This is a genomic window from Vibrio lentus (genome assembly GCF_030409755.1).
In the GTDB taxonomy this organism is placed as follows: Bacteria; Pseudomonadota; Gammaproteobacteria; order Enterobacterales; family Vibrionaceae; genus Vibrio; species Vibrio lentus.
In genome coordinates this window covers 2,112,920-2,131,520 of sequence record NZ_JAUFQE010000002.1, presented here as the reverse complement: position 1 = coordinate 2,131,520, position 18,601 = coordinate 2,112,920, and the positions used below count along the sequence as shown (strand labels likewise).

Below are 18,601 nucleotides of genomic sequence, written 5' to 3'. Positions count from 1 at the left end.
AATAACAAACTATCAATGATTGAAAAGTCATATTCTCTTGCGAGCGGGACGCTTGCCACACAACAGATTGGTAACCCCGAAACGACCGCTACGACGGTCGTTTTTATTCATGGGTGGTTAGATAACTCAGCGAGTTTTTCTTCTGTTATATCGAATCTAGAAGTACTTTCACCAAATTCTCATCTGGTTGCGATAGATCTCTTTGGTCATGGCTTCTCATCGCATAAGTCGGGCAGTTACTATCCGTTTCACGACTATATTGATGATTTGCATCAGTTGGTGACTAAATTATCGCCAAACAGACTGGTACTAGTAGGACATTCACTTGGTGCATTGATCGCAAGTTGCTATAGTGCCGCCTTTCCTGAAAAGGTGTCAGGATTAATCCAAATTGAAGGTCACGGACCTCTTTCTGAAGCTCCCCACGAAACAGTCTCTCGCTTGAGGGATGGGGTACTCAGTCGTCTTCGACAGCGAAGAAAGCCTTCACGTCCTCTGGCAAGTCTTGAGGATGCTATTAAGCTGAGAGCTCACGCCAATCAAATCAAAGCAGAACTTATTGCTCCTATCGTTGAACGAGGAATCGTTGAGCTAGGTACTATTGATCAAGCTGCTTTTGAGCAAGCGACAGTAGATCACGTTGCTTTTGATCAAGCGACTGTAGATCAGGGTATTGCCGAGTTCGATAACTCTTGGCAATGGCGATGCGACCCTAACCTAAAATGTGACTCGTTATATCGAATGTCACAAGCGCATGCTGAAGCGATCATGGCGGCTATTGAATGCCCTCAATTAATAGTTTTAGGAAATGATGGATTCCGACATTTGCAGCATAATCGCTACAAATCAGCCCATAGTTCTCTGAATATAGAGACTGTTCCTGGCGGACATCATTGCCATTTAGAGAACCCAGAGCTAGTTTCAGAGCTAATTCTTGGTGTAGTTAACAAAATTTAAACAAGTGTTTGAGCCTTTTAGTGCTCATGCACTAAAGCTGTGCTGTAATACCGCAATGATAAAAAGCGGCGAAGCAGTCGTCAGCTGATAAACGAGGAGTAACATAGTGGACAAACCTTGGCTTTCACGTTATCCAAGTGACGTACCAGAGACGATCAACCCAGATCAGTACCTATCTCTTATTGAAATGTTCGAACAGTCGGTACAGAAGTACGCAGACCAACCAGCATTCGAGAACATGGGGTCTATCATGACATTCCGTAAGCTTGAAGAGCGCAGTCGTGCTTTTGCTGCTTACTTGCAGAATGATCTAAAACTGAAGAAAGGCGATCGTGTCGCGCTTATGATGCCAAACTTGCTGCAATACCCAATTGCACTCTTTGGTGTACTGCGTGCAGGTATGATTGCAGTGAACGTCAACCCACTGTACACGCCTCGTGAACTTGAACACCAACTTAATGACTCTGGCGCAAAGGCGATTGTTATCGTTTCTAACTTTGCGAGCACACTAGAGAAAGTCGTTGATAAAACTCCGGTTAAACACGTTGTGCTAACCAGTTTGGGGCAAATGCTGCCACGAGCGAAAGGTACGATTGTCGACTTCGTAGTGAAATACGTAAAAGGCATGGTGCCTAAGTACGATCTACCGGGTGCTATCTCATTCAGAAAAGCGCTACATAAAGGCCGTCGCCTCCAGTATGTGAAGCCATTTATGGCTGGCGATGACATCGCATTCCTACAGTACACGGGCGGTACAACGGGCGTAGCGAAGGGCGCGATCCTAACGCACCGCAATATGATTGCGAACGTACTTCAAGCGAAAGGGGCATATAGTCCTGTTCTGCAAGAAGGCCGTGAGTTGGTGGTAACGGCGCTGCCGCTTTACCACGTGTTCGCACTGACTGTGAACTGCTTACTGTTTGTTGAAATGGGCGGTCGTAACCTTCTGATCACCAACCCGCGTGATATTCCTGGCTTTATTAAAGAGCTGCAAAAGGTTCCGTTTACCGCGATTACTGGCGTAAACACCTTGTTCAATGCGTTAGTGAATAACGAAGATTTCCACGAATTGGACTTTAGTAACATGCGTTTATCTGTTGGCGGCGGTATGGCGGTTCAACGCGCTGTTGCTGAGCAATGGAAGAAAGCGACAGGTGTCCATCTACTTGAAGGCTATGGTTTAACCGAGTGTGCTCCTCTGGTAACGGGTAACCCATACGATCTAAAAGACTATACAGGTGCAATCGGCCTACCAGTACCATCAACAGAAGTTCGTATTGTTGATGATGAAGGTAAAGTGGTTGGCAATGACCAAGTGGGTGAATTGCAGGTTCGTGGTCCTCAAGTGATGCAAGGCTACTGGCAGCGTCCAGAAGCGACCAAAGAAGTGATCGACCAAGACGGTTGGTTATCGACTGGTGATATCGTTAAGTTTGATGACGAAGGCTTGTTGTACATCGTAGACCGTAAGAAAGACATGATTCTTGTGTCGGGCTTCAACGTTTACCCGAACGAGATTGAAGATGTTGTGGCTCTGCATGGCAAAGTGTTAGAAGTTGCGGCTATTGGTCAACCTCATGAAGTGTCTGGTGAGCTGGTTAAGATTTACGTTGTGAAACGTGACCCTAGCCTAACCAAAGAAGACATTATCGCGCACTGCCGTGAACACCTAACAGGCTACAAGATCCCTAAATTGATTGAGTTCCGTGAAGAACTACCAAAAACCAATGTAGGCAAAATCTTACGCCGAGTGCTTCGTGAAGAAAACGACGCAGAGCTTGCCAAACGCGCAAGCGAGTAATGCTCGGGTTTGCGAGAAATGAGCCCTCGAAACCATTCAGGCGCTTAATCTAAGCGAGCGCTGAAAAATGGTGTTAGAATGCCGACAGTTAATGTCGGCATTTTTGTATCCGGCGATCAAAGTAAAATCAGTGAGAGTTTTTGTGGATTATCAAATCATTACCCAAGTGAAAGACCTTGAGCGAGTTTGCCAACAAGCACGTGAAGCCGATGTTGTTATGCTTGATACAGAGTTCGTTCGTACAAGAACCTATTACCCTCAATTAGGCTTAATTCAGTTATTTGATGGTGAAACGCTGTCGCTGATTGATCCTATTGCTCTTGATGAAATGACACCGTTTGTTGGGCTATTGAAAGACACGTCAGTACTGAAAGTGTTACATGCGTGTGGCGAAGATCTAGAAGTTTTCCAGAACGCATTTGGTTGTACGCCAACGCCAATGGTTGATACGCAGATCATGGCAGCCTTCTTAGGTCATGGTCTTTCAACTGGCTTTGCAGCTCTCGTTTCAGAGTTTGTAGGCGTTGACCTAGATAAGAGTGAATCTCGCACCGACTGGCTAGCGCGTCCTCTTTCTCAAAAGCAACTCGACTACGCAGCAGCAGACGTTCACTACTTGATGCCAATGTACAACAAGCTTCTAGAAAAAGTGATGGAAGCGGGCTGGTGGGAAGCGGCGCAGCAAGAGTCTGATTTACAAGTAGCTAAGCGCATTCGTAAAGCAAATCCAGACAACGCTTACCTTGATATTAAAGGCGCGTGGCAGCTAAAACCCCAGCAGCTAGCTATTTTAAGACCGTTAGCAACTTGGCGTTTAAAAGAAGCGATTAAGCGTGATTTAGCGCTGAACTTTGTTTTTAAAGAACAAGACCTATGGGCCGTAGCTCGTTTCGCGATGAAAGACCCTAAGCATATGGAGCAGGAAGGTTTTGATTACCGCTCTGTACGTCGCCATGGTGCGAAGATCAGCTCAATCGTGAAATTGGCTGAGCATACGCCAGAAGAAGAGTACCCAGCGCCAGTAGAACGTCTAATGGACTACCCAGGTTACAAGCAACTCTTCAAAGTGTTGAAAGATGAAGTGAAAACAGCATCGCAACACAGTGGTTTAGCGACTGAGTTTTTGGCGTCGAAGAAGCAACTTAACCAAGTGTTAAGCTGGATTTGGAAGTACGATCGTAACCCAGAGAAGCTGCCTGATGTCATGCAAGGTTGGCGCCTAGACGTAGTAGGCGAGAAGCTAAATAAAGCAATCAAGTAACTTTAGTTCTGTAGTAAGCAACGAATGCTTTAGAGATAAAAGTTTCAGACATAAAAAAGAGAGCCTAGGCTCTCTTTTTTATTGAATATTGATAAGCACAGCTCAGGCTCTAGTTATCGATCTTCTTCTGGAAGCTTAACGTTCAGCTCTAATACTGAGATGTCGTCATCTTTGTGTTCGAAAGTCAGATCAACCATTGATGGATCGACTTCCACATACTTCGCAATACACTTCAAGATGTCTTCTTTCAGTTGCGGTAAGTATGATGGTGCAGGGTCGTCATGGCTGCGTCGCTCAGCAACAATGATCTGCAAACGCTCTTTGGCTAGGTTTGCGGTTGTCTTTTTTTGTGGTCTGAAAAACTCTAGTAATGACATTGCGTATTAGCCCCCGAACAGTCTTTTGAAGATGCCTTTCTTCTGTTCCGTTAAGAAACGGAAGTCCACTTGGCTACCCAGTAGTCGCTCTACAGTATCATTGTAAGCCATACCCGCGTCGGTTGCTTCGTCAAAGATAACTGGAACACCCTTGTTTGACGCGTTCAGTACTGCTTGGCTCTCTGGAATCACACCCAGTAGAGAGATATGCAGGATTTCTTCAACGTCTTCAACACTGAGCATCTCACCTTGAGTTACACGTGCTGGGTTGTAGCGAGTCAATAGAAGGTGTGTTTTCACTGGCTCTAATCCGTCTTCTGAACGACGAGACTTAGAATCAAGAATACCTAGAATACGGTCTGAATCGCGAACAGAAGAGACTTCAGGGTTGGTGGTTACAATCGCTTCATCAGCAAAGTAAAGCGCCATTAGAGCACCTTGCTCGATACCTGCAGGAGAATCACAGATGATGAAATCAAAGCCCATTTCATCCAGTTCATCAAATACACGACGAACGCCATCTTTCGTCAGTGCGTCTTTATCACGAGTTTGAGAAGCAGGAAGAATGAACAGGTTTTCTGTGCGCTTGTCTTTGATCATTGCTTGGTTCAGCGTCGCTTCACCATTGATCACGTTAACGAAGTCGTACACAACACGACGCTCACAACCCATGATTAAATCTAGGTTACGCAGACCGATATCAAAATCGATAACCGCTGTTTTCTTCCCTTTCAGAGCTAAGCCAGAGGCAATAGCTGCACTGGAGGTCGTTTTGCCCACCCCGCCTTTACCTGACGTTACAACGATAATGCGTGCCATTCTTTTTTCCTTTTATTTCTCTTATATTGCGAGGACATCAACGTGTAATACATCGTTTGCCATACTGAACATGGTTTTCTTTTGCCAGTACTCGCTATCAATTTGATCGCTGAGCCAGTAATTTCCTGCAATGGAAACCAGCTCGGCTTGTAAATCATTACAAATTATTTTTGCTTCAGTTTGACCACTTGCCCCCGCAATTGCACGACCGCGTAGCGTGCCATGAATGTGGATGCTGCCATCGGCAATCACTTCTGCGCCCGCACTTACGTGGCTAAGAATCAGCAAATCACCGTCTTTGGCATACACTTGCTGCCCCGAACGAATAGGAGTTCTCACCACTTTTATCGGAGCCATTTTTGCCGGTGCTTGAGAGGGAGACTTGCTCGCTGTCATAACGGCAAAACCTGCGTCTCTGGCTAAGTTTTGCATGCGCTTATCTGAACAACCTGCCACACCAACCGGGATCATGCCCGCTTGAGATATACCATTTTTTAGCTGTACGAAATCAATATCGCCAGCGACTTTGCTGATATTGATAACAACAGGTGCAGCCGCAAAAAAAGTGGGTGCTTGGTCTACCTTCTCTTGAAGAAAAGACACTGCATTTTCGACTTGATCATCGGATAAGTGCAAAACAGATAGCGTGAAACTGCTACCTTTTAGATCTGGGTTACTAGACATCGAAAAACTACAGGACCTCAATTGCGGATAGGTACAATTTCTTTCATCTTAAAGATAAAGGGCATTGCCTGAAACTAGGTTTATCATGTTATATTCCCAAACCAAGCACAGCAAGTAATCTTGTTGTCAAATAAACGTTTTGTCCCCAATATTTCATCAACATAAACTATTGAACTCACAAGTGAGAGTTTTGTAGCCATAAACATTTAAAAAAGGTTTGTCATGCTGTGTTCTATATATAAAAGCTCAAAAAAAGAAGGAACATACCTTTATATCCCAAAAAAGGATGATTTCTCACAAGTCCCTGACGCACTGATGCAAATGTTTGGTAAACCTAGCTTTGTAATGGTAATTAAAATGGAAGGCCGCACGCTTGCCCAAGTCAGCATCGAAAAAGTGAAAGAGTCACTAAAAAACGATGGTTTCTTTTTGCAGGTTCCGCCTCCACCGGTTAACGAACTTGAACTGCATAAAGAGCGTAAAGCTCAGCAGAATGTTCAAGACGAAGAGTGATAGCCACCTAATTCAAGGAGGAATGATCGTTGAGTAAATTTTCTAAAACCCTATTAGCCGTGTCAGCATTGCTATTGGGCAATAGCCTGACTATCGGTTCAGTACAGGCTGAAGAGCTTAGCTTTGAACAATATGTAGAGAAGTTAAAGCAGCAAGGCCGTGAACAAGGCATTTCTGAAGCGATCATTGAAGAAGCCTTTGATGGTGTGACGTTTAAGCCGAGAGCTGTCAAAGCTGATAAAAACCAACCTGAGAAGAAACTGACTCTGGATGAATACATTCCACGTGCGGTTCCAGATTGGAAAGTGAAACAGGCGAGATCGCTCTATAAGAAACACTACACCGCGTTAAAGCGTATTGGTGACGAGTACGGTGTTCAACCAAGGTTCATTGTCGCTCTGTGGGGCGTAGAAAGTAATTTTGGCAAGTTCACTGGCAATTACAGTGTTATCGATGCTTTAACCACTATGGCTTATGAAGGGCGCAGAGAAGCGTTGTTCCGCAGCGAAGCGATGGCAGCGTTAACGATTCTTGACCAAGGCCATATCGCACCCAAAGATATGAAAGGTTCTTGGGCTGGCGCGATGGGGCAGCCTCAGTTTATGCCTAGCTCATTCTTAGCTTATGCCGCTGACGGCAACGGCGACGGTAAGAAAGATATTTGGGGCACTGAAGAAGACGTATTTGCTTCGGCGGCTAATTATCTCAGCCAATCAGGTTGGGATGACAAATATACATGGGGCCGTCAGGTTCACGTGCCGGCAACTGTGTCTATCGAGATGCAAGGTCGAGGTGAAGATAAAGCGAAATACTTAAAAGAGTGGTCTGAACTCGGCATTAAGCGCTTTGACGATCGCCCATTACCAACGCTTGATGAAGATATTAAAGCTTGGCTAATTATGCCAGACGATGAAACTGGCCGTTCTTACCTCATTTACAACAACTACAATGTGTTAATGAAGTGGAATCGTTCTTACTACTTTGCGTTGGCGGTTAGCCACCTAGCAGACAGAATTAAGTTTGATTAACAGACTTAATTTGATTAATCGCCCTAGGTCGCTTTGAATAGCATTTGGCCTACTATAGGCAGAACGAACTAAAGGACTCTTCGGAGTCCTTTTTCTTTTATATTTCAGAGAATTTTAAAGGTGGCCTTGTGCTAACAGATAGAGCCGCACAGATGGTGATATTCCATGCGTTAATCAAGCATGAAGGCTTTACCAGTGCAGCAAAAAGTTTGAATGTGTCGGTGTCTCACATCAGTAAGCAAATTGCTTTGCTCGAGGACTCGATAGGTATCAAGCTGGTGCAAAGAACCACACGCAGCCTGACACTAACCGAAGCTGGGGAAGTGTTTTATCAGCATTGTGAGCAGCTGTTCAATACGGTGAAGGCGGCTCAAATGGATATGGATAGCCAGCGTGATGATATCTCTGGGATATTCCGCATAGGCTTGTCACAGTCATTTGGCACACTGCATATCATTCCTGCAATTGATCAGCTCAGACAGCTTTACCCGCAGCTGAGAATTGAAGTGCACTTGTTCGACTACAAAGTGGACATGATTGAGGAGCGCTTGGATCTCTGGATCACCAACAATGAAGATTTACCTGAAGGTTATATTGCGCAACGCTTAGCCGACAGTCAGTTTGTAGTGGCGGCATCACCGGATTATCTGATTAAAGCTGGTACTCCACACGTGCCTTCCGATTTGATTGACCATAACTGCCTTATCTATCGTAGCCGTGAACGGGACTACACATCGTGGGCATTTGATAACGGCCAAGAAAACCTCAGTGTTAAAGTGGCAGGCGACTATTCGGTGGATTTGGCTGAAGCGGTACGAGACGCGGCAGTATCGGGTTGGGGCGTTGCTTATCTGGCGACTTACTTAGTCAAAGAAGAGTTTAGAACGGGCAAGCTCATCCAAGTATTACCAGAATGGCGAGCGAGTCAGTTGATGCCATTTTACGCTGTGTATCCGAGTAGAAAGAACATGCCGAAGAAGCTTTCTGCAGTGATTGAGTTCATCAAAGATCATATCGGGTCGCCAACTTATTGGGATGAAAACCTTAAAACCTGCGTTGAGTTGCACCGTTAACTGTTTCCTAATCTATAAATATAATTTCCATATGGAAAAAGCACGCTTTTTGAGCAAGTTAAATCATTAAAATTCAATACTTTAATATAATCATAGATGAGGCAGTGATAATCCCAACATCATATTAACAACCGCACCTTGCCGCAAACGATTTCCTCTATACAATGCGTCGCCTTTCCTACCTACAACTTTTAGGTTGACGCATATGGCTTCCCTACTTGGAATTATCACTATTTTAGTAGCCGCTTGGTTACTATCTACGGACAGAAAAAATATCCCGCTAAGAACCGTCTCTTTGGCTTTCTTACTGCAAATTTCATTCGCGCTATTGGTTCTTTATGTGCCGATGGGTAAAGAAGTGTTGAATGCAGCTACTGGTGCGGTGTCTAGCTTGATCAACTACGGTCAAGAGGGGATTAACTTCCTATTTGGTGGCCTCACGAATAACGGATTTGTTTTCGCTATTAACGTTCTCGGCATCATTATCTTTTTCTCTGCACTGATTTCAGGTTTGTACCACATCGGCTTTATGCCAAAGGTGATCAACCTTATCGGCGGTGCTTTGCAAAAGTTCTTAGGTACAGGTCGTGCGGAGTCTTTGTCTGCAACGGCGAACATCTTTGTTGGCATGATTGAAGCACCATTGGTGGTTAAGCCTTACTTGAAGCACATGACGGATTCACAACTGTTTGCTGTGATGGTGTGTGGTTTGGCTTCTGTGGCTGGTGGTACGCTAGTGGGTTATGCATCGCTTGGTGTTGATTTGAACTACCTGATCGCTGCGGCGTTTATGTCTGCGCCTGCTGGTCTATTGATGGCCAAGATTTTGGTACCAGGTAACGCAGATGAGGCTCAAGAAAATATTGAGTCTGACGTTGAAATTCCACGAGCAACAAACGTCGTTGAGGCAATGGCAGATGGGGCTATGTCTGGACTTCGTATTGCCGTTGCAGTGGGTGCGACACTTCTGGCCTTTATCAGTGTAATTGCAATGCTGAATGGCTTGTTAGGTATTGTTGGTGGTTGGTTTGGCGTGAACCTAAGCTTCGAACTTATCCTAGGTTATGTGTTCGCACCCGTTGCATGGCTGATCGGTGTGCCATGGTCTGAAGCTGTTGTTGCAGGTTCGCTGATCGGTAACAAGATCGTTGTGAATGAGTTTGTGGCTTTCATCCAGTTAATGGACGTGAAAGACGCACTGAGTGAGCACTCAAAAGCGATCGTTACTTTTGCACTATGTGGTTTTGCCAATATCTCTACGATGGCCATTCTGATTGGTGGTTTGGGTAGCTTAGTTCCAGAGCGTCGTTCTTTCATCTCACAATACGGTTTTAAAGCGATTTGTGCAGGTGTGCTTGCCAACTTAATGAGCGCAGCGATTGCTGGTGTGGTGCTTTCTCTGTAGCTAGATGATAAGTACAGAGTGGGTGAGTCAGTCACTTTATTTCCCCTATAGTAAAGTGACTGATTAATCACACTAATATTCGGTTAGCATGAAAAAGAGAGCCTATAGTTTAATGACATAGGCTTTCTTGTTTCAGCAAATAGGTTTGTATCACAAGGTGTGGTACAAATTTTTTAGGGGCACAAATGGATTTGTCGATTACTTCATCCTTGGCGTTAATTGGACTGCTGTCTTTAACGTGTCAATTGTTAGGCTGGCGCTTACGTCTTCCTGCTATTCTTCCTCTTCTTATTGTCGGCCTACTTCTAGGTCCCGGTCTTAACATCCTTAATCCCGATGCCATTTTTGGTGACGTGCTATTTCCGCTGATTTCATTAGGTGTCGCTATTATTCTGTTTGAAGGTGCATTGACCCTGAATTTCAAGGAAATAAGAGGTCATGGTCGCATGGTGACGCACCTCGTGAGCTTCGGCATGTTGATTACATGGGCGTGCATTGTCGTTGGTGCTTATTACTTTGTGGACTTCAGTTGGCCATTAGCCGCGCTGTTTGCTGCCTTAGTTGTAGTGACGGGGCCAACCGTGATTGTTCCCATGCTGCGCAGTATTCAGCCCAAATCTTCGTTAGGCAGTATCTTGCGCTGGGAAGGGATCGTGATTGACCCGATTGGCGCTCTGTTTGCCGTTCTCGTTTACGAATATATTGTTTCTTCAGCTGATCCTACCAGCCATGTGCTGTCGGCCTTGGGGCTGACTCTAGCCATCGGTTTAGGCTTAGGGATCATCGGTGGCTATTTGATTGCCAAGATGCTGAAAGGGCATTGGGTTCCGCACTATTTGCGTAACGTAGCAGTGCTGACGTTGATGTTGGCTGCGTTCTCTTTTTCCAATGACCTGAGTGAAGAGTCAGGCCTATTAACCGTGACCATCATGGGTATCTGGCTCGCCAACGTGAAAGGCTTGGATCTCGAAGACATTATTGAATTCAAAGAAACCCTGACTGTGTTACTCATTTCTGCCTTGTTTATCTTACTGGCGAGTCGACTCGATTCTGGGACTTTCCTCTCGATAGGTTGGGGCGGAATTGGCTTATTAGCGGTCGTCATGCTGGTGGCTCGTCCTCTGAGCGTGTGGATCAGCGGGATCGGCACGGATCTTACTTCAGCAGATAAATGGTTTTTGAGCTGGATGGCGCCTCGCGGGATCGTTGCTGCCGCAGTTTCTTCTCTGTTTGCTATCAAACTTCAAGAGAAGCAATTGATTGAAGGGGCTGAACTACTGGTGCCTATGGTGTTCTTGGTCATCATCGGTACGGTTGTGATTCAGAGCCTTACCGCAAGTTGGTGGGCAAGAAGGTTAGGTGTGACGCAAGAGAAAGCGCAAGGGGTTATCTTCTTTGGCGCGACTCATTTTGCAAGACAGTTCGCCAAGGTGCTGGCGACACACAATATCAACAGTGTGCTTGCCGATACCAACTGGGAAAGCATTCGTTTGGCGCGTATGGATAACCTGAATGTCTATTTTGGTAACCCAGCTTCAAGCCACGCGGAAAATAATCTGGAATTGGACGGGATAGGGCGCGCGATGATCGTCTCGCCTTATCGTCAAACCAATCCATTAGTCAGCATGCATTATCAAGATGAGTTTGGTGAAAATAAGGTGTTTGAGCTTGAATCGACAGATACTAAACACGAAAGGCATTCAGTGAGCCGAGATGGTAACAGAAGCCTGTTTTCGGAAGGAATTACCTATTCCAAGCTTAACTCCTTGATGGCTCAAGGCAGCCAAATTAAGAGCACGGGATTGACCGAGGCGTTTGGCCTTAATGAGTTTAACGCGTTGTATCCTAAAGCTATTCTACTTGGTGTGATTACTGGCGGTGATTTCCGTTTAGTGACGCAAGGTTCTGATTTGGAAAAACTCATATCAACGGAGTGTGCGATCATTAGTTTATTGCCGCCTTCGGAGCCAACGGAAAGAGCTGGTACTCCAGATAAGTAGCGGGTGCTCTGTATAAAAAGCGAGTCGCTTTGTATCAAAAACGAATAGCTCAGTATCAAAAAAGCCGCAACGTTTTCACGCTGCGGCTTTTTAATTCTATTTTTGGTTTAGGCAATTCATGCCTGCGGTATTGCTACTGAAACTGCCATTTGTGGGCTATTTCGAGTGAAACTGCTCACAAGCAATCATTGTGTTCTCAATTAGGCTTGCTACTGTCATTGGACCAACACCACCCGGAACTGGTGTGATGAAGCTTGCGCTTTCTTTCGCGACATCGTATTCAACGTCGCCAACGAGCTTGCCAGATTCCAAACGGTTGATGCCTACATCGACCACAACTGCGCCTTTCTTAATCCAAGCGCCAGGAATGAAGTTAGGCTTACCAACGGCTACCACAACAACATCCGCTTGACGTACATGACCTTCAAGGTCTTTGGTGAAGCGGTGACATGTTGTCGTCGTGCAACCTGCTAGAAGAAGCTCTAGGGTCATTGGGCGACCTACGATGTTTGATGCGCCAACAACAACCGCGTGCTTACCACGTAAGTCGATGTTGTAACGGTCAAGCAATGTGATAATACCTTTAGGCGTACAGGAGCGTAGCTTAGGCATACGTTGAGCCAAGCGGCCCACATTGTATGGGTGGAAGCCATCAACGTCTTTCTCTGGCGTGATACGCTCAAGAACGTGAGTAGTATCAATACCTGCAGGTAAAGGCAGTTGAACTAGGATGCCATCAATCTCAGGGTCTTCATTTAATTGGTCGACGAGCGTTAGCAGATCATTTTCTGTCGCCGTCGCTGGTAAATCAAAAGACTTTGAAACGAAGCCTACTTCTTGACACGCTTTACGCTTACTTCCAACGTAAACCTGAGAGGCAGGGTCTTCACCCACTAAAACTACCGCTAGGCCCGGAGCGCGTAAACCAGCTTCTGTACGAGCCTTTACACGTGCCGCAACTTCAGAGCGAACGGTTTGAGAAATTAGCTTTCCATCAATATTTTGAGCAGTCATGAATTTCCTTAGTATTGATATTCAAGTTAGTGGCTGATGTTTTGGGCGCATTATTCCAGAAAATCTTTTTGATTACCATCAAGCAAACGTTTGCCTTGGTCTATTTTCCAACACTTATAATCTCATTGCCCTTTTTTTACTCACTTGGATCAGAATGTTACACAAAGCCGTTGCTTTACTGATTCGAATTCGTATAATCCTTTCCTGTAGCGCGCCCTTAGCTCAGCTGGATAGAGCACCTCCCTTCTAAGGAGGTGGTCGAAGGTTCTTATATTAGGTTAATTCTGGTGTAGTGAACTAAGCAGACTGAGAGAGATGATTATAGTCTTTAATGGTGCAATGAAGCGTTACTTAAAATTTGAATTTAGTTTTTTAGCTAGATATAGTTGGAAAACAAAATAAAGCGCCCTTAGCTCAGCTGGATAGAGCACGTCCCTTCTAATTGGCTAGATTTTCTAGCATTCAAGTTGGGCCTCTTTTTGGAAACGATAAGAGTGTAAGACGTCAAATTCGGGGAAACCTTACTTTAGCGAGTTGGCAATCCCGAGCCAAGCCCTGTAATTCTGGGAAGGTGTAGAGACTAGACGGCGTCTACCTAAAGCTTTTAAAGCTATGGTAAAGGGATAGTCCAGCGCACAAAGCCTTATTTATATAGGTGGTAGCGAAAGCTATAGTGTGATGAAGGATGTGGTCGTAGGTTCGAATCCTACAGGGCGTGCCACTTTTAAAAGCCAGTATCTATTAATTTAGGTACTGGCTTTTTTGCATTTGTTTTCCCGAAAAAAAAGTCACAAAAACCATTGCACCAAAACCTGTCTATCTATACAGTTCATATATCGATGTTAGGTTAAATTTGGTGCGATGGAAAGTATGATTAGGAAGACTAAGAATATAGTCAAGCGTGAACTCAAAACTTCTGATGGAGTGATTTTTTATTCGTTCATGTCGAAGGAAACTGGTCGTGTTGTAGAACTAGAAGAGCATATCAATGGGATGATCATGAATAGTCACCCATATAACACTGTAAGTGCGAAAGCTTCAGATTTAGCAAAATTCTATGACTACTATATTGAGGCATCACGTGTCATTCACTCATCAGAGTATTTATCAGACCTTCAAGATAACCATGCTTATTCAGCAAGTCATGAGTTAAGAACTTCACTGACGTTAATTTTTCATAGCTACCCTGCCTTTTTACTAGATGGAAAACTCTCTAAAAATCCTCTAGCAAGAATTTGCGCATACAACCTAGACTCTGCATCCTATGCTAGAGATTCTGTTACAAGATATATTTCAACTTTGTGTGATTTCGTTAGTGCATCAAATGCACTTGAGAATAGCTTGAAACAGCAACGCAAAATGGATGGCCTCATTGATGTTGATCAATCTTTAACCGCAGTTGGAAAAGATCTAGGTTTATTGAGAGAATTATCAGTTCGAGAGCGGAATGTATTAATTGAGCACTCTTATTTAGCGTCTTGCATTTCAGGTGGAGCGAAAGTATCTAAAATAAAAAATTTCTTCCGTCTTCCTAAAGAATCGAAAGGATCACAAGACAAACATTTTCCTATGGAGTATGTCGGAGAATTTCTCCTAAACACTAAGTCACACCGCGATAGAGCAATGTATGCACTATGTTTTGGAGGAGGGTTGAGGTTTTCCGAAACATCATCGATCAGGATTCAAGACATAGATGTAGTTAAAGAAAAAGTAAGACTGCATGACAAAGGAACTATTAGTTACTTGGATGCAATGAACTACACATGCATGAGAGGAAAACCGATCTCACATTTCTCAGTTAAACTCATAGAACCTTTCAAGTCCTTCTTTTTCAATGAATTAATGATGTATATAGATAAAGAGAGGCCTAATTCAAATTCTGAATACCTTTTTCTACAGTTACGTGGGACCAAAAACAAATTAACTGGAGAAATGGTTTATCACCCGTGCTACAAATCGGCAACAAGCACGATCAAAGACGTATGGGATAGAAATCTAAAAAGAGCGGGCTTAACTGGCAAAGAGTTTGGAGATATAGGAACGCACTCGATGCGTCATTACTATGGCATGTATATGCTTAACTTTGCCCCCAATGATATTGGAGGCACAGGTTATTCTCTTGAAGAGGTTAAATTTTTTATGCGTCATTCCTCAATAAAAAGTACAGAAATTTATGCAAAGAATGACATCAGCAAGATGATAGAAAAAGTTGAAGAAACTAATAGACAATTACAAATGAAGGAATTGTCATTTTATGAAGAAAGCCGGAAAAATCAATTAACTGTGATTAATAATGAGAGCAAATAAAAATGATTTTCTTAGATGTTTTCACGAAAGAAAGATTCCATTCGATCTTGAAAAATTTTGTTGTGAAATTAAAAGATGTCTGCGGTAAAGCATACAAAGCTGAATATTCGACAGGGTATAGAGGGGCGAGCGATGGAACTGATGATTGTGTTGCCGCACTTGAAAAAGTATCAAGAATGCCACTTGATGAGATAAAGGCGTTTCTCGAAGATGTGGAAAGTATCCTTATCAAGGAGTGTCGTGGAGCTAAAACGAATGAGTATGTTGATTTATTAGATAGTTTAATTCCACGTCAATCTAAGATACGAAAAAATGATTATTACAATCGATTACATACAATACGCCTTTTTGTTAGCTTTCTAGCTCTAAATAAAGTTGTAAAACTAAACTGTATGGTCGGTTCACACCCGAAATCAATGAATGCAGCTATTCGTATTGGCTCAACGGAACTGAAGAGTTTTTTTCCTCCTTTAGCCAATGATCTATGGATCGGAGCGACAGAAAAGCGTTTTGATCAATTTAAAGAGCATATTCAAACACCGTATATTGCAAAAAACTACTTAGATTATATTAAAAAAAGTAGTTTTTCTGTTGATAAATTAAGCCAAGCGTTTAAAAGGTTTGCTGACATAATTGTAGCAAACGGTATTACAGAACTCGATGAAATTACTTTTGATGTTTTAATGGCATATCATGAGGACCTTATGTCTTATCATAATGGTTCTCCAGCTAGTTATAACATAGAGCCAGCACTCGCGTTTATTACATGTGAAGAGCCTGAGCGAGATAAAAATTTTTACGATGAGTTTATCCTTAAAAGAGCAAGTATACGACGTGGAGAGCCCACAGAGGACCACAACGTATTAGTTTATCTAGGTTCATCGAAGAAAGCTGTGCAGCTAATAGGCTCAGGAGTCGAGGGAGTTAATACTGTCACCGTTCGATCAAGAGATAGAAAAAGTGTAATTGATTATGGTTACTGGTCTGGATTAGCTGGCACAGATGAACAATTTTCTTCTGATAATTTAGGACAGAAAAACTTATGGATTGCTGCACAACATGATTACATACGTCATACATCGAATGAAGCGGGCACTATCAAACAAAAGAAAGCTCGGCTTAGTATTTTAAATAAATACCTGTTTTCTTACTTGCCAGCTTATTTTGATTCGGGTTTATCGGGAGGTTTTAACTATCCCAATCACCCGGAAGAGTTTCTTAGTAGTCTTTATGTTCAACGAAGTAATCTATTTGAACTTGAAAATGTTGTAAAGTTCACAGATGGATTTCAATATCCAGTGACTTTACAGCAGTTTGTTTATGATATGACTTCTGCTGCTCAATTTGAAAACACTAAAAACAATAACAGTGGCAGAGATGCTTTATTAATCATAAGTAATTTCTTCGATTACTTAACAAATTTAGATTCAAAACAAATTGATTCTTTCAGAAACCCGCTCGATGGAAAAGTTAAGCCACGAGTTGGTAATAAATATATTAAAAATACCAAATATGTATTTGGTTTAGATTATTGGTTAGGTTTACGATCATTTTGTAGTGCAGTCACAGAGCAGATGCTTGATGAAGCTTTAGAAAGTATCAAAAAAGGCGAAAATTCTAAAGACTATATTTTTGTAGACAAAGATGTAAACATTGATGGAACTATGCCGATGTACATCGGCAAAGTTGATCTTGAACCATTCACAAAGATACAATTAATTAAGCATGCCAAAGTTTATCGTATCAAAGGTTCGAAAGATCAGAATTTATACATAAACAACCATATTTCTTGGTCTTTAATGACATTGCTTCTCCATTCTGGATTAAGGCGATCAAATGCACTGTGGCTAGATGACCAAGAGTGTTTTACCTTAGCTTCGAATACCGAGAAAGATTTTCAGCCTTTATTAGTTACTACTGATAAAGCAAAGTCTCAATCATTCCAAGTTGTTGTTTCTGCAAGCACGATGAATATGCTGAAAAAGGTGTATGAAGTAAAAAAACTAGCAATGGAATCTAACCCTGATATTGCAGGGGAGGTGCCATACAATGGTCATAAAGAATCTAAGTGGGGAGATGTTTCGGCATTGTTCAGGCTAAAACCTTCACATTCAGATGGGGCATATCCCAACTATTGCAGTGAAATAATTAATGAGTATGAATCATTTTTAAGACGCAATGGCGTTGATTTCCAGCCTACGACTTTATTTGTACCTAAATTATATTACTCGGTAGATGAGTTTATTCACTTATGTAATATTGGTGATTTTGATTCAAAGAATAGTGAAGTATCCATTGATTACAGTGATTGTCATGTTGCCGTGAAATGTGTACCAATAGCGAGAAAAACACAAGTTACACCGCACTCGTTAAGGACTATGACAGTAAGTATTTTTGCTCCAATTGTAGGTGCGAATGTGGTTGGTAATCTTCTTACGGGTCAATGTGAATCGACGGTTGGCTATTATACGAAAGCATTACCAGACAGCGCGTCAAGAGATTTCATTACACAGATCGTAGCATTACTAGGGGCAGACACAGAAGCTTTTAATAATTTGGTTACTGTGCGTGGTTCTGAAATCAATCAAGAAAGCTTTGAGGGTGAACTCAAGGTCTGCCCTAGTTCTACAATAAATAAATATAACGCTCAATCAATTAACTTTGAAATTATTGGTGAAACGAGTGGACATATTAATGGACTAAATGCATTACGTAATGCTGATGTAAATAAAATTGCTTATTATCGCACACACATATGCCCAACAGGGGGGATTTGTCCTAAAGAAATTGTCGATGGCTTGGGAGAGAAAAAGTGTTTTTCCTGTCCACTTGCCGTGACAACAAACAATCACCTTTCTCCAATTAGTGCAACAATTCGTACCTTGTGTGACGTGATTAGAACTTTAAATACGCAGTTAGATACCTTTGATATGCTCGAGACCGAGCGAGCTGAGCTAAGTAAAAGAAAGATGGACTTCATAGTAGAGGCATCTTATTGGGAAGCTCGTAGGTCGGTTATTGAAGATTCAAATGAAAATGGTATTTACTATGTATCAGATGAAGGATTGCAGTTAATTCATTCAATTAAACCTCAGAATGCTACTGAGCAAGAGAAGCTGCTACTGAGACTTAAAGAAACAGAAGGTGTTCCAAGGTTGCATAGCGAAAAGCTAAAACTTCAAGCTGCTAGACTGAGAAGAAAGATTGAGCTTCAAGCTAAGGTACGAAGTAGTGAAGATATTGAAGATCTGTCTGATGTGGAATATTTGGCAATGGTATTGAATATGAAGGCAGATCTACAGGGAATCACCGAGAGTGAAAAAATGGCACTACTGGGAATTGAGGTTTAGAGAGGAGCTTAC

The 18,601-nt window shown here is 42.8% G+C and carries 14 protein-coding genes; 10 read left to right on the top strand and 4 right to left on the bottom strand.

The window, feature by feature from the left end; translation table 11 throughout:
- Positions 1 to 15: 15 nt before the first annotated feature.
- The 3 genes from QWZ07_RS17820 to rnd all read left to right on the top strand — a co-directional run bounded on the left by QWZ07_RS17820 (position 16) and on the right by rnd (position 4,019).
- Positions 16 to 957 (top strand): alpha/beta hydrolase, encoded by a 942-nt coding sequence (locus tag QWZ07_RS17820; protein WP_192852198.1) that lies wholly within the window; start codon positions 16 to 18, stop codon positions 955 to 957.
- Between the two features lie 106 nt (positions 958 to 1,063).
- Positions 1,064 to 2,758: a long-chain-fatty-acid--CoA ligase FadD gene (fadD, locus tag QWZ07_RS17815; RefSeq protein ID WP_192852197.1), complete on the top strand. Its 1,695-nt coding sequence runs from the start codon at positions 1,064 to 1,066 to the stop codon at positions 2,756 to 2,758.
- A gap of 142 nt (positions 2,759 to 2,900) precedes the next feature.
- Positions 2,901 to 4,019 carry a ribonuclease D gene (gene rnd / locus QWZ07_RS17810; protein WP_032500282.1) on the top strand — a complete coding sequence of 373 codons (1,119 nt, stop codon included), beginning with the start codon at positions 2,901 to 2,903 and terminating at the stop codon, positions 4,017 to 4,019.
- Positions 4,020 to 4,132: 113 nt separating this feature from the next.
- Here the strand turns inward: rnd and minE are convergent, their stop codons facing one another.
- From minE to minC, 3 genes are read right to left on the bottom strand one after another with little or no spacing between them, the layout of a single operon-like run.
- Complete coding sequence (minE, locus tag QWZ07_RS17805) at positions 4,133 to 4,396, bottom strand: cell division topological specificity factor MinE (RefSeq protein WP_010436847.1); 264 nt, start codon at positions 4,394 to 4,396, stop codon at positions 4,133 to 4,135.
- Between the two features lie 6 nt (positions 4,397 to 4,402).
- Complete coding sequence (gene minD / locus QWZ07_RS17800; RefSeq protein WP_009848498.1) at positions 4,403 to 5,215, bottom strand: septum site-determining protein MinD; 813 nt, start codon at positions 5,213 to 5,215, stop codon at positions 4,403 to 4,405.
- A gap of 21 nt (positions 5,216 to 5,236) precedes the next feature.
- Positions 5,237 to 5,899 carry a septum site-determining protein MinC gene (gene minC / locus QWZ07_RS17795; RefSeq protein WP_004734174.1) on the bottom strand — a complete coding sequence of 221 codons (663 nt, stop codon included), beginning with the start codon at positions 5,897 to 5,899 and terminating at the stop codon, positions 5,237 to 5,239.
- Between the two features lie 222 nt (positions 5,900 to 6,121).
- Between minC and QWZ07_RS17790 the strand changes: the two genes are divergently transcribed.
- The 5 genes from QWZ07_RS17790 (at position 6,122) to QWZ07_RS17770 (ending at position 11,918) form a co-directional block, all read left to right on the top strand.
- Complete coding sequence (locus QWZ07_RS17790; protein WP_017110315.1) at positions 6,122 to 6,412, top strand: YcgL domain-containing protein; 291 nt, start codon at positions 6,122 to 6,124, stop codon at positions 6,410 to 6,412.
- 29 nt (positions 6,413 to 6,441) lie between these two features.
- The gene (locus tag QWZ07_RS17785; protein ID WP_065110966.1) at positions 6,442 to 7,440 is read left to right on the top strand and encodes a lytic murein transglycosylase; all 999 of its coding nucleotides are present in this window, start codon (positions 6,442 to 6,444) and stop codon (positions 7,438 to 7,440) included.
- Between the two features lie 152 nt (positions 7,441 to 7,592).
- The gene (locus tag QWZ07_RS17780; protein ID WP_102486347.1) at positions 7,593 to 8,513 is read left to right on the top strand and encodes a LysR family transcriptional regulator; all 921 of its coding nucleotides are present in this window, start codon (positions 7,593 to 7,595) and stop codon (positions 8,511 to 8,513) included.
- Positions 8,514 to 8,718: 205 nt separating this feature from the next.
- On the top strand, positions 8,719 to 9,918 hold the full coding sequence (locus QWZ07_RS17775) for a NupC/NupG family nucleoside CNT transporter (protein ID WP_122054516.1): 1,200 nt from the start codon (positions 8,719 to 8,721) through the stop codon (positions 9,916 to 9,918).
- 185 nt (positions 9,919 to 10,103) lie between these two features.
- Entirely contained in the window at positions 10,104 to 11,918 is a 1,815-nt protein-coding gene (locus tag QWZ07_RS17770; protein ID WP_192852196.1) for a cation:proton antiporter, read from the top strand.
- Positions 11,919 to 12,074: 156 nt separating this feature from the next.
- On the opposite strand, the gene folD is transcribed toward QWZ07_RS17770, so the two are convergent.
- On the bottom strand, positions 12,075 to 12,932 hold the full coding sequence (gene folD / locus QWZ07_RS17765; protein WP_017110310.1) for a bifunctional methylenetetrahydrofolate dehydrogenase/methenyltetrahydrofolate cyclohydrolase FolD: 858 nt from the start codon (positions 12,930 to 12,932) through the stop codon (positions 12,075 to 12,077).
- Between the two features lie 861 nt (positions 12,933 to 13,793).
- Between folD and QWZ07_RS17760 the strand changes: the two genes are divergently transcribed.
- Both QWZ07_RS17760 and QWZ07_RS17755 read left to right on the top strand, forming a co-directional pair.
- On the top strand, positions 13,794 to 15,239 hold the full coding sequence (locus tag QWZ07_RS17760; protein ID WP_192852195.1) for a tyrosine-type recombinase/integrase: 1,446 nt from the start codon (positions 13,794 to 13,796) through the stop codon (positions 15,237 to 15,239).
- Positions 15,240 to 15,241: 2 nt separating this feature from the next.
- Positions 15,242 to 18,589: a hypothetical protein gene (locus QWZ07_RS17755; protein WP_261891207.1), complete on the top strand. Its 3,348-nt coding sequence runs from the start codon at positions 15,242 to 15,244 to the stop codon at positions 18,587 to 18,589.
- Positions 18,590 to 18,601: the final 12 nt, after the last annotated feature.

Bases quoted from the DNA above. Each gene is read 5' to 3' on its own strand.
- QWZ07_RS17770 (WP_192852196.1), top strand. From the start codon at position 10,104: ATGGATTTGTCGATTACTTCATCCTTGGCGTTAATTGGACTGCTGTCT.
- QWZ07_RS17820 (WP_192852198.1), top strand. From the start codon at position 16: ATGATTGAAAAGTCATATTCTCTTGCGAGCGGGACGCTTGCCACACAA.
- minE (WP_010436847.1), bottom strand. From the start codon at position 4,396: ATGTCATTACTAGAGTTTTTCAGACCACAAAAAAAGACAACCGCAAAC.
- minC (WP_004734174.1), bottom strand. From the start codon at position 5,899: ATGTCTAGTAACCCAGATCTAAAAGGTAGCAGTTTCACGCTATCTGTT.
- QWZ07_RS17755 (WP_261891207.1), top strand. From the start codon at position 15,242: ATGATTTTCTTAGATGTTTTCACGAAAGAAAGATTCCATTCGATCTTG.
- minD (WP_009848498.1), bottom strand. From the start codon at position 5,215: ATGGCACGCATTATCGTTGTAACGTCAGGTAAAGGCGGGGTGGGCAAA.
- folD (WP_017110310.1), bottom strand. From the start codon at position 12,932: ATGACTGCTCAAAATATTGATGGAAAGCTAATTTCTCAAACCGTTCGC.
- QWZ07_RS17775 (WP_122054516.1), top strand. From the start codon at position 8,719: ATGGCTTCCCTACTTGGAATTATCACTATTTTAGTAGCCGCTTGGTTA.
- QWZ07_RS17780 (WP_102486347.1), top strand. From the start codon at position 7,593: ATGGTGATATTCCATGCGTTAATCAAGCATGAAGGCTTTACCAGTGCA.
- QWZ07_RS17760 (WP_192852195.1), top strand. From the start codon at position 13,794: ATGGAAAGTATGATTAGGAAGACTAAGAATATAGTCAAGCGTGAACTC.
- QWZ07_RS17790 (WP_017110315.1), top strand. From the start codon at position 6,122: ATGCTGTGTTCTATATATAAAAGCTCAAAAAAAGAAGGAACATACCTT.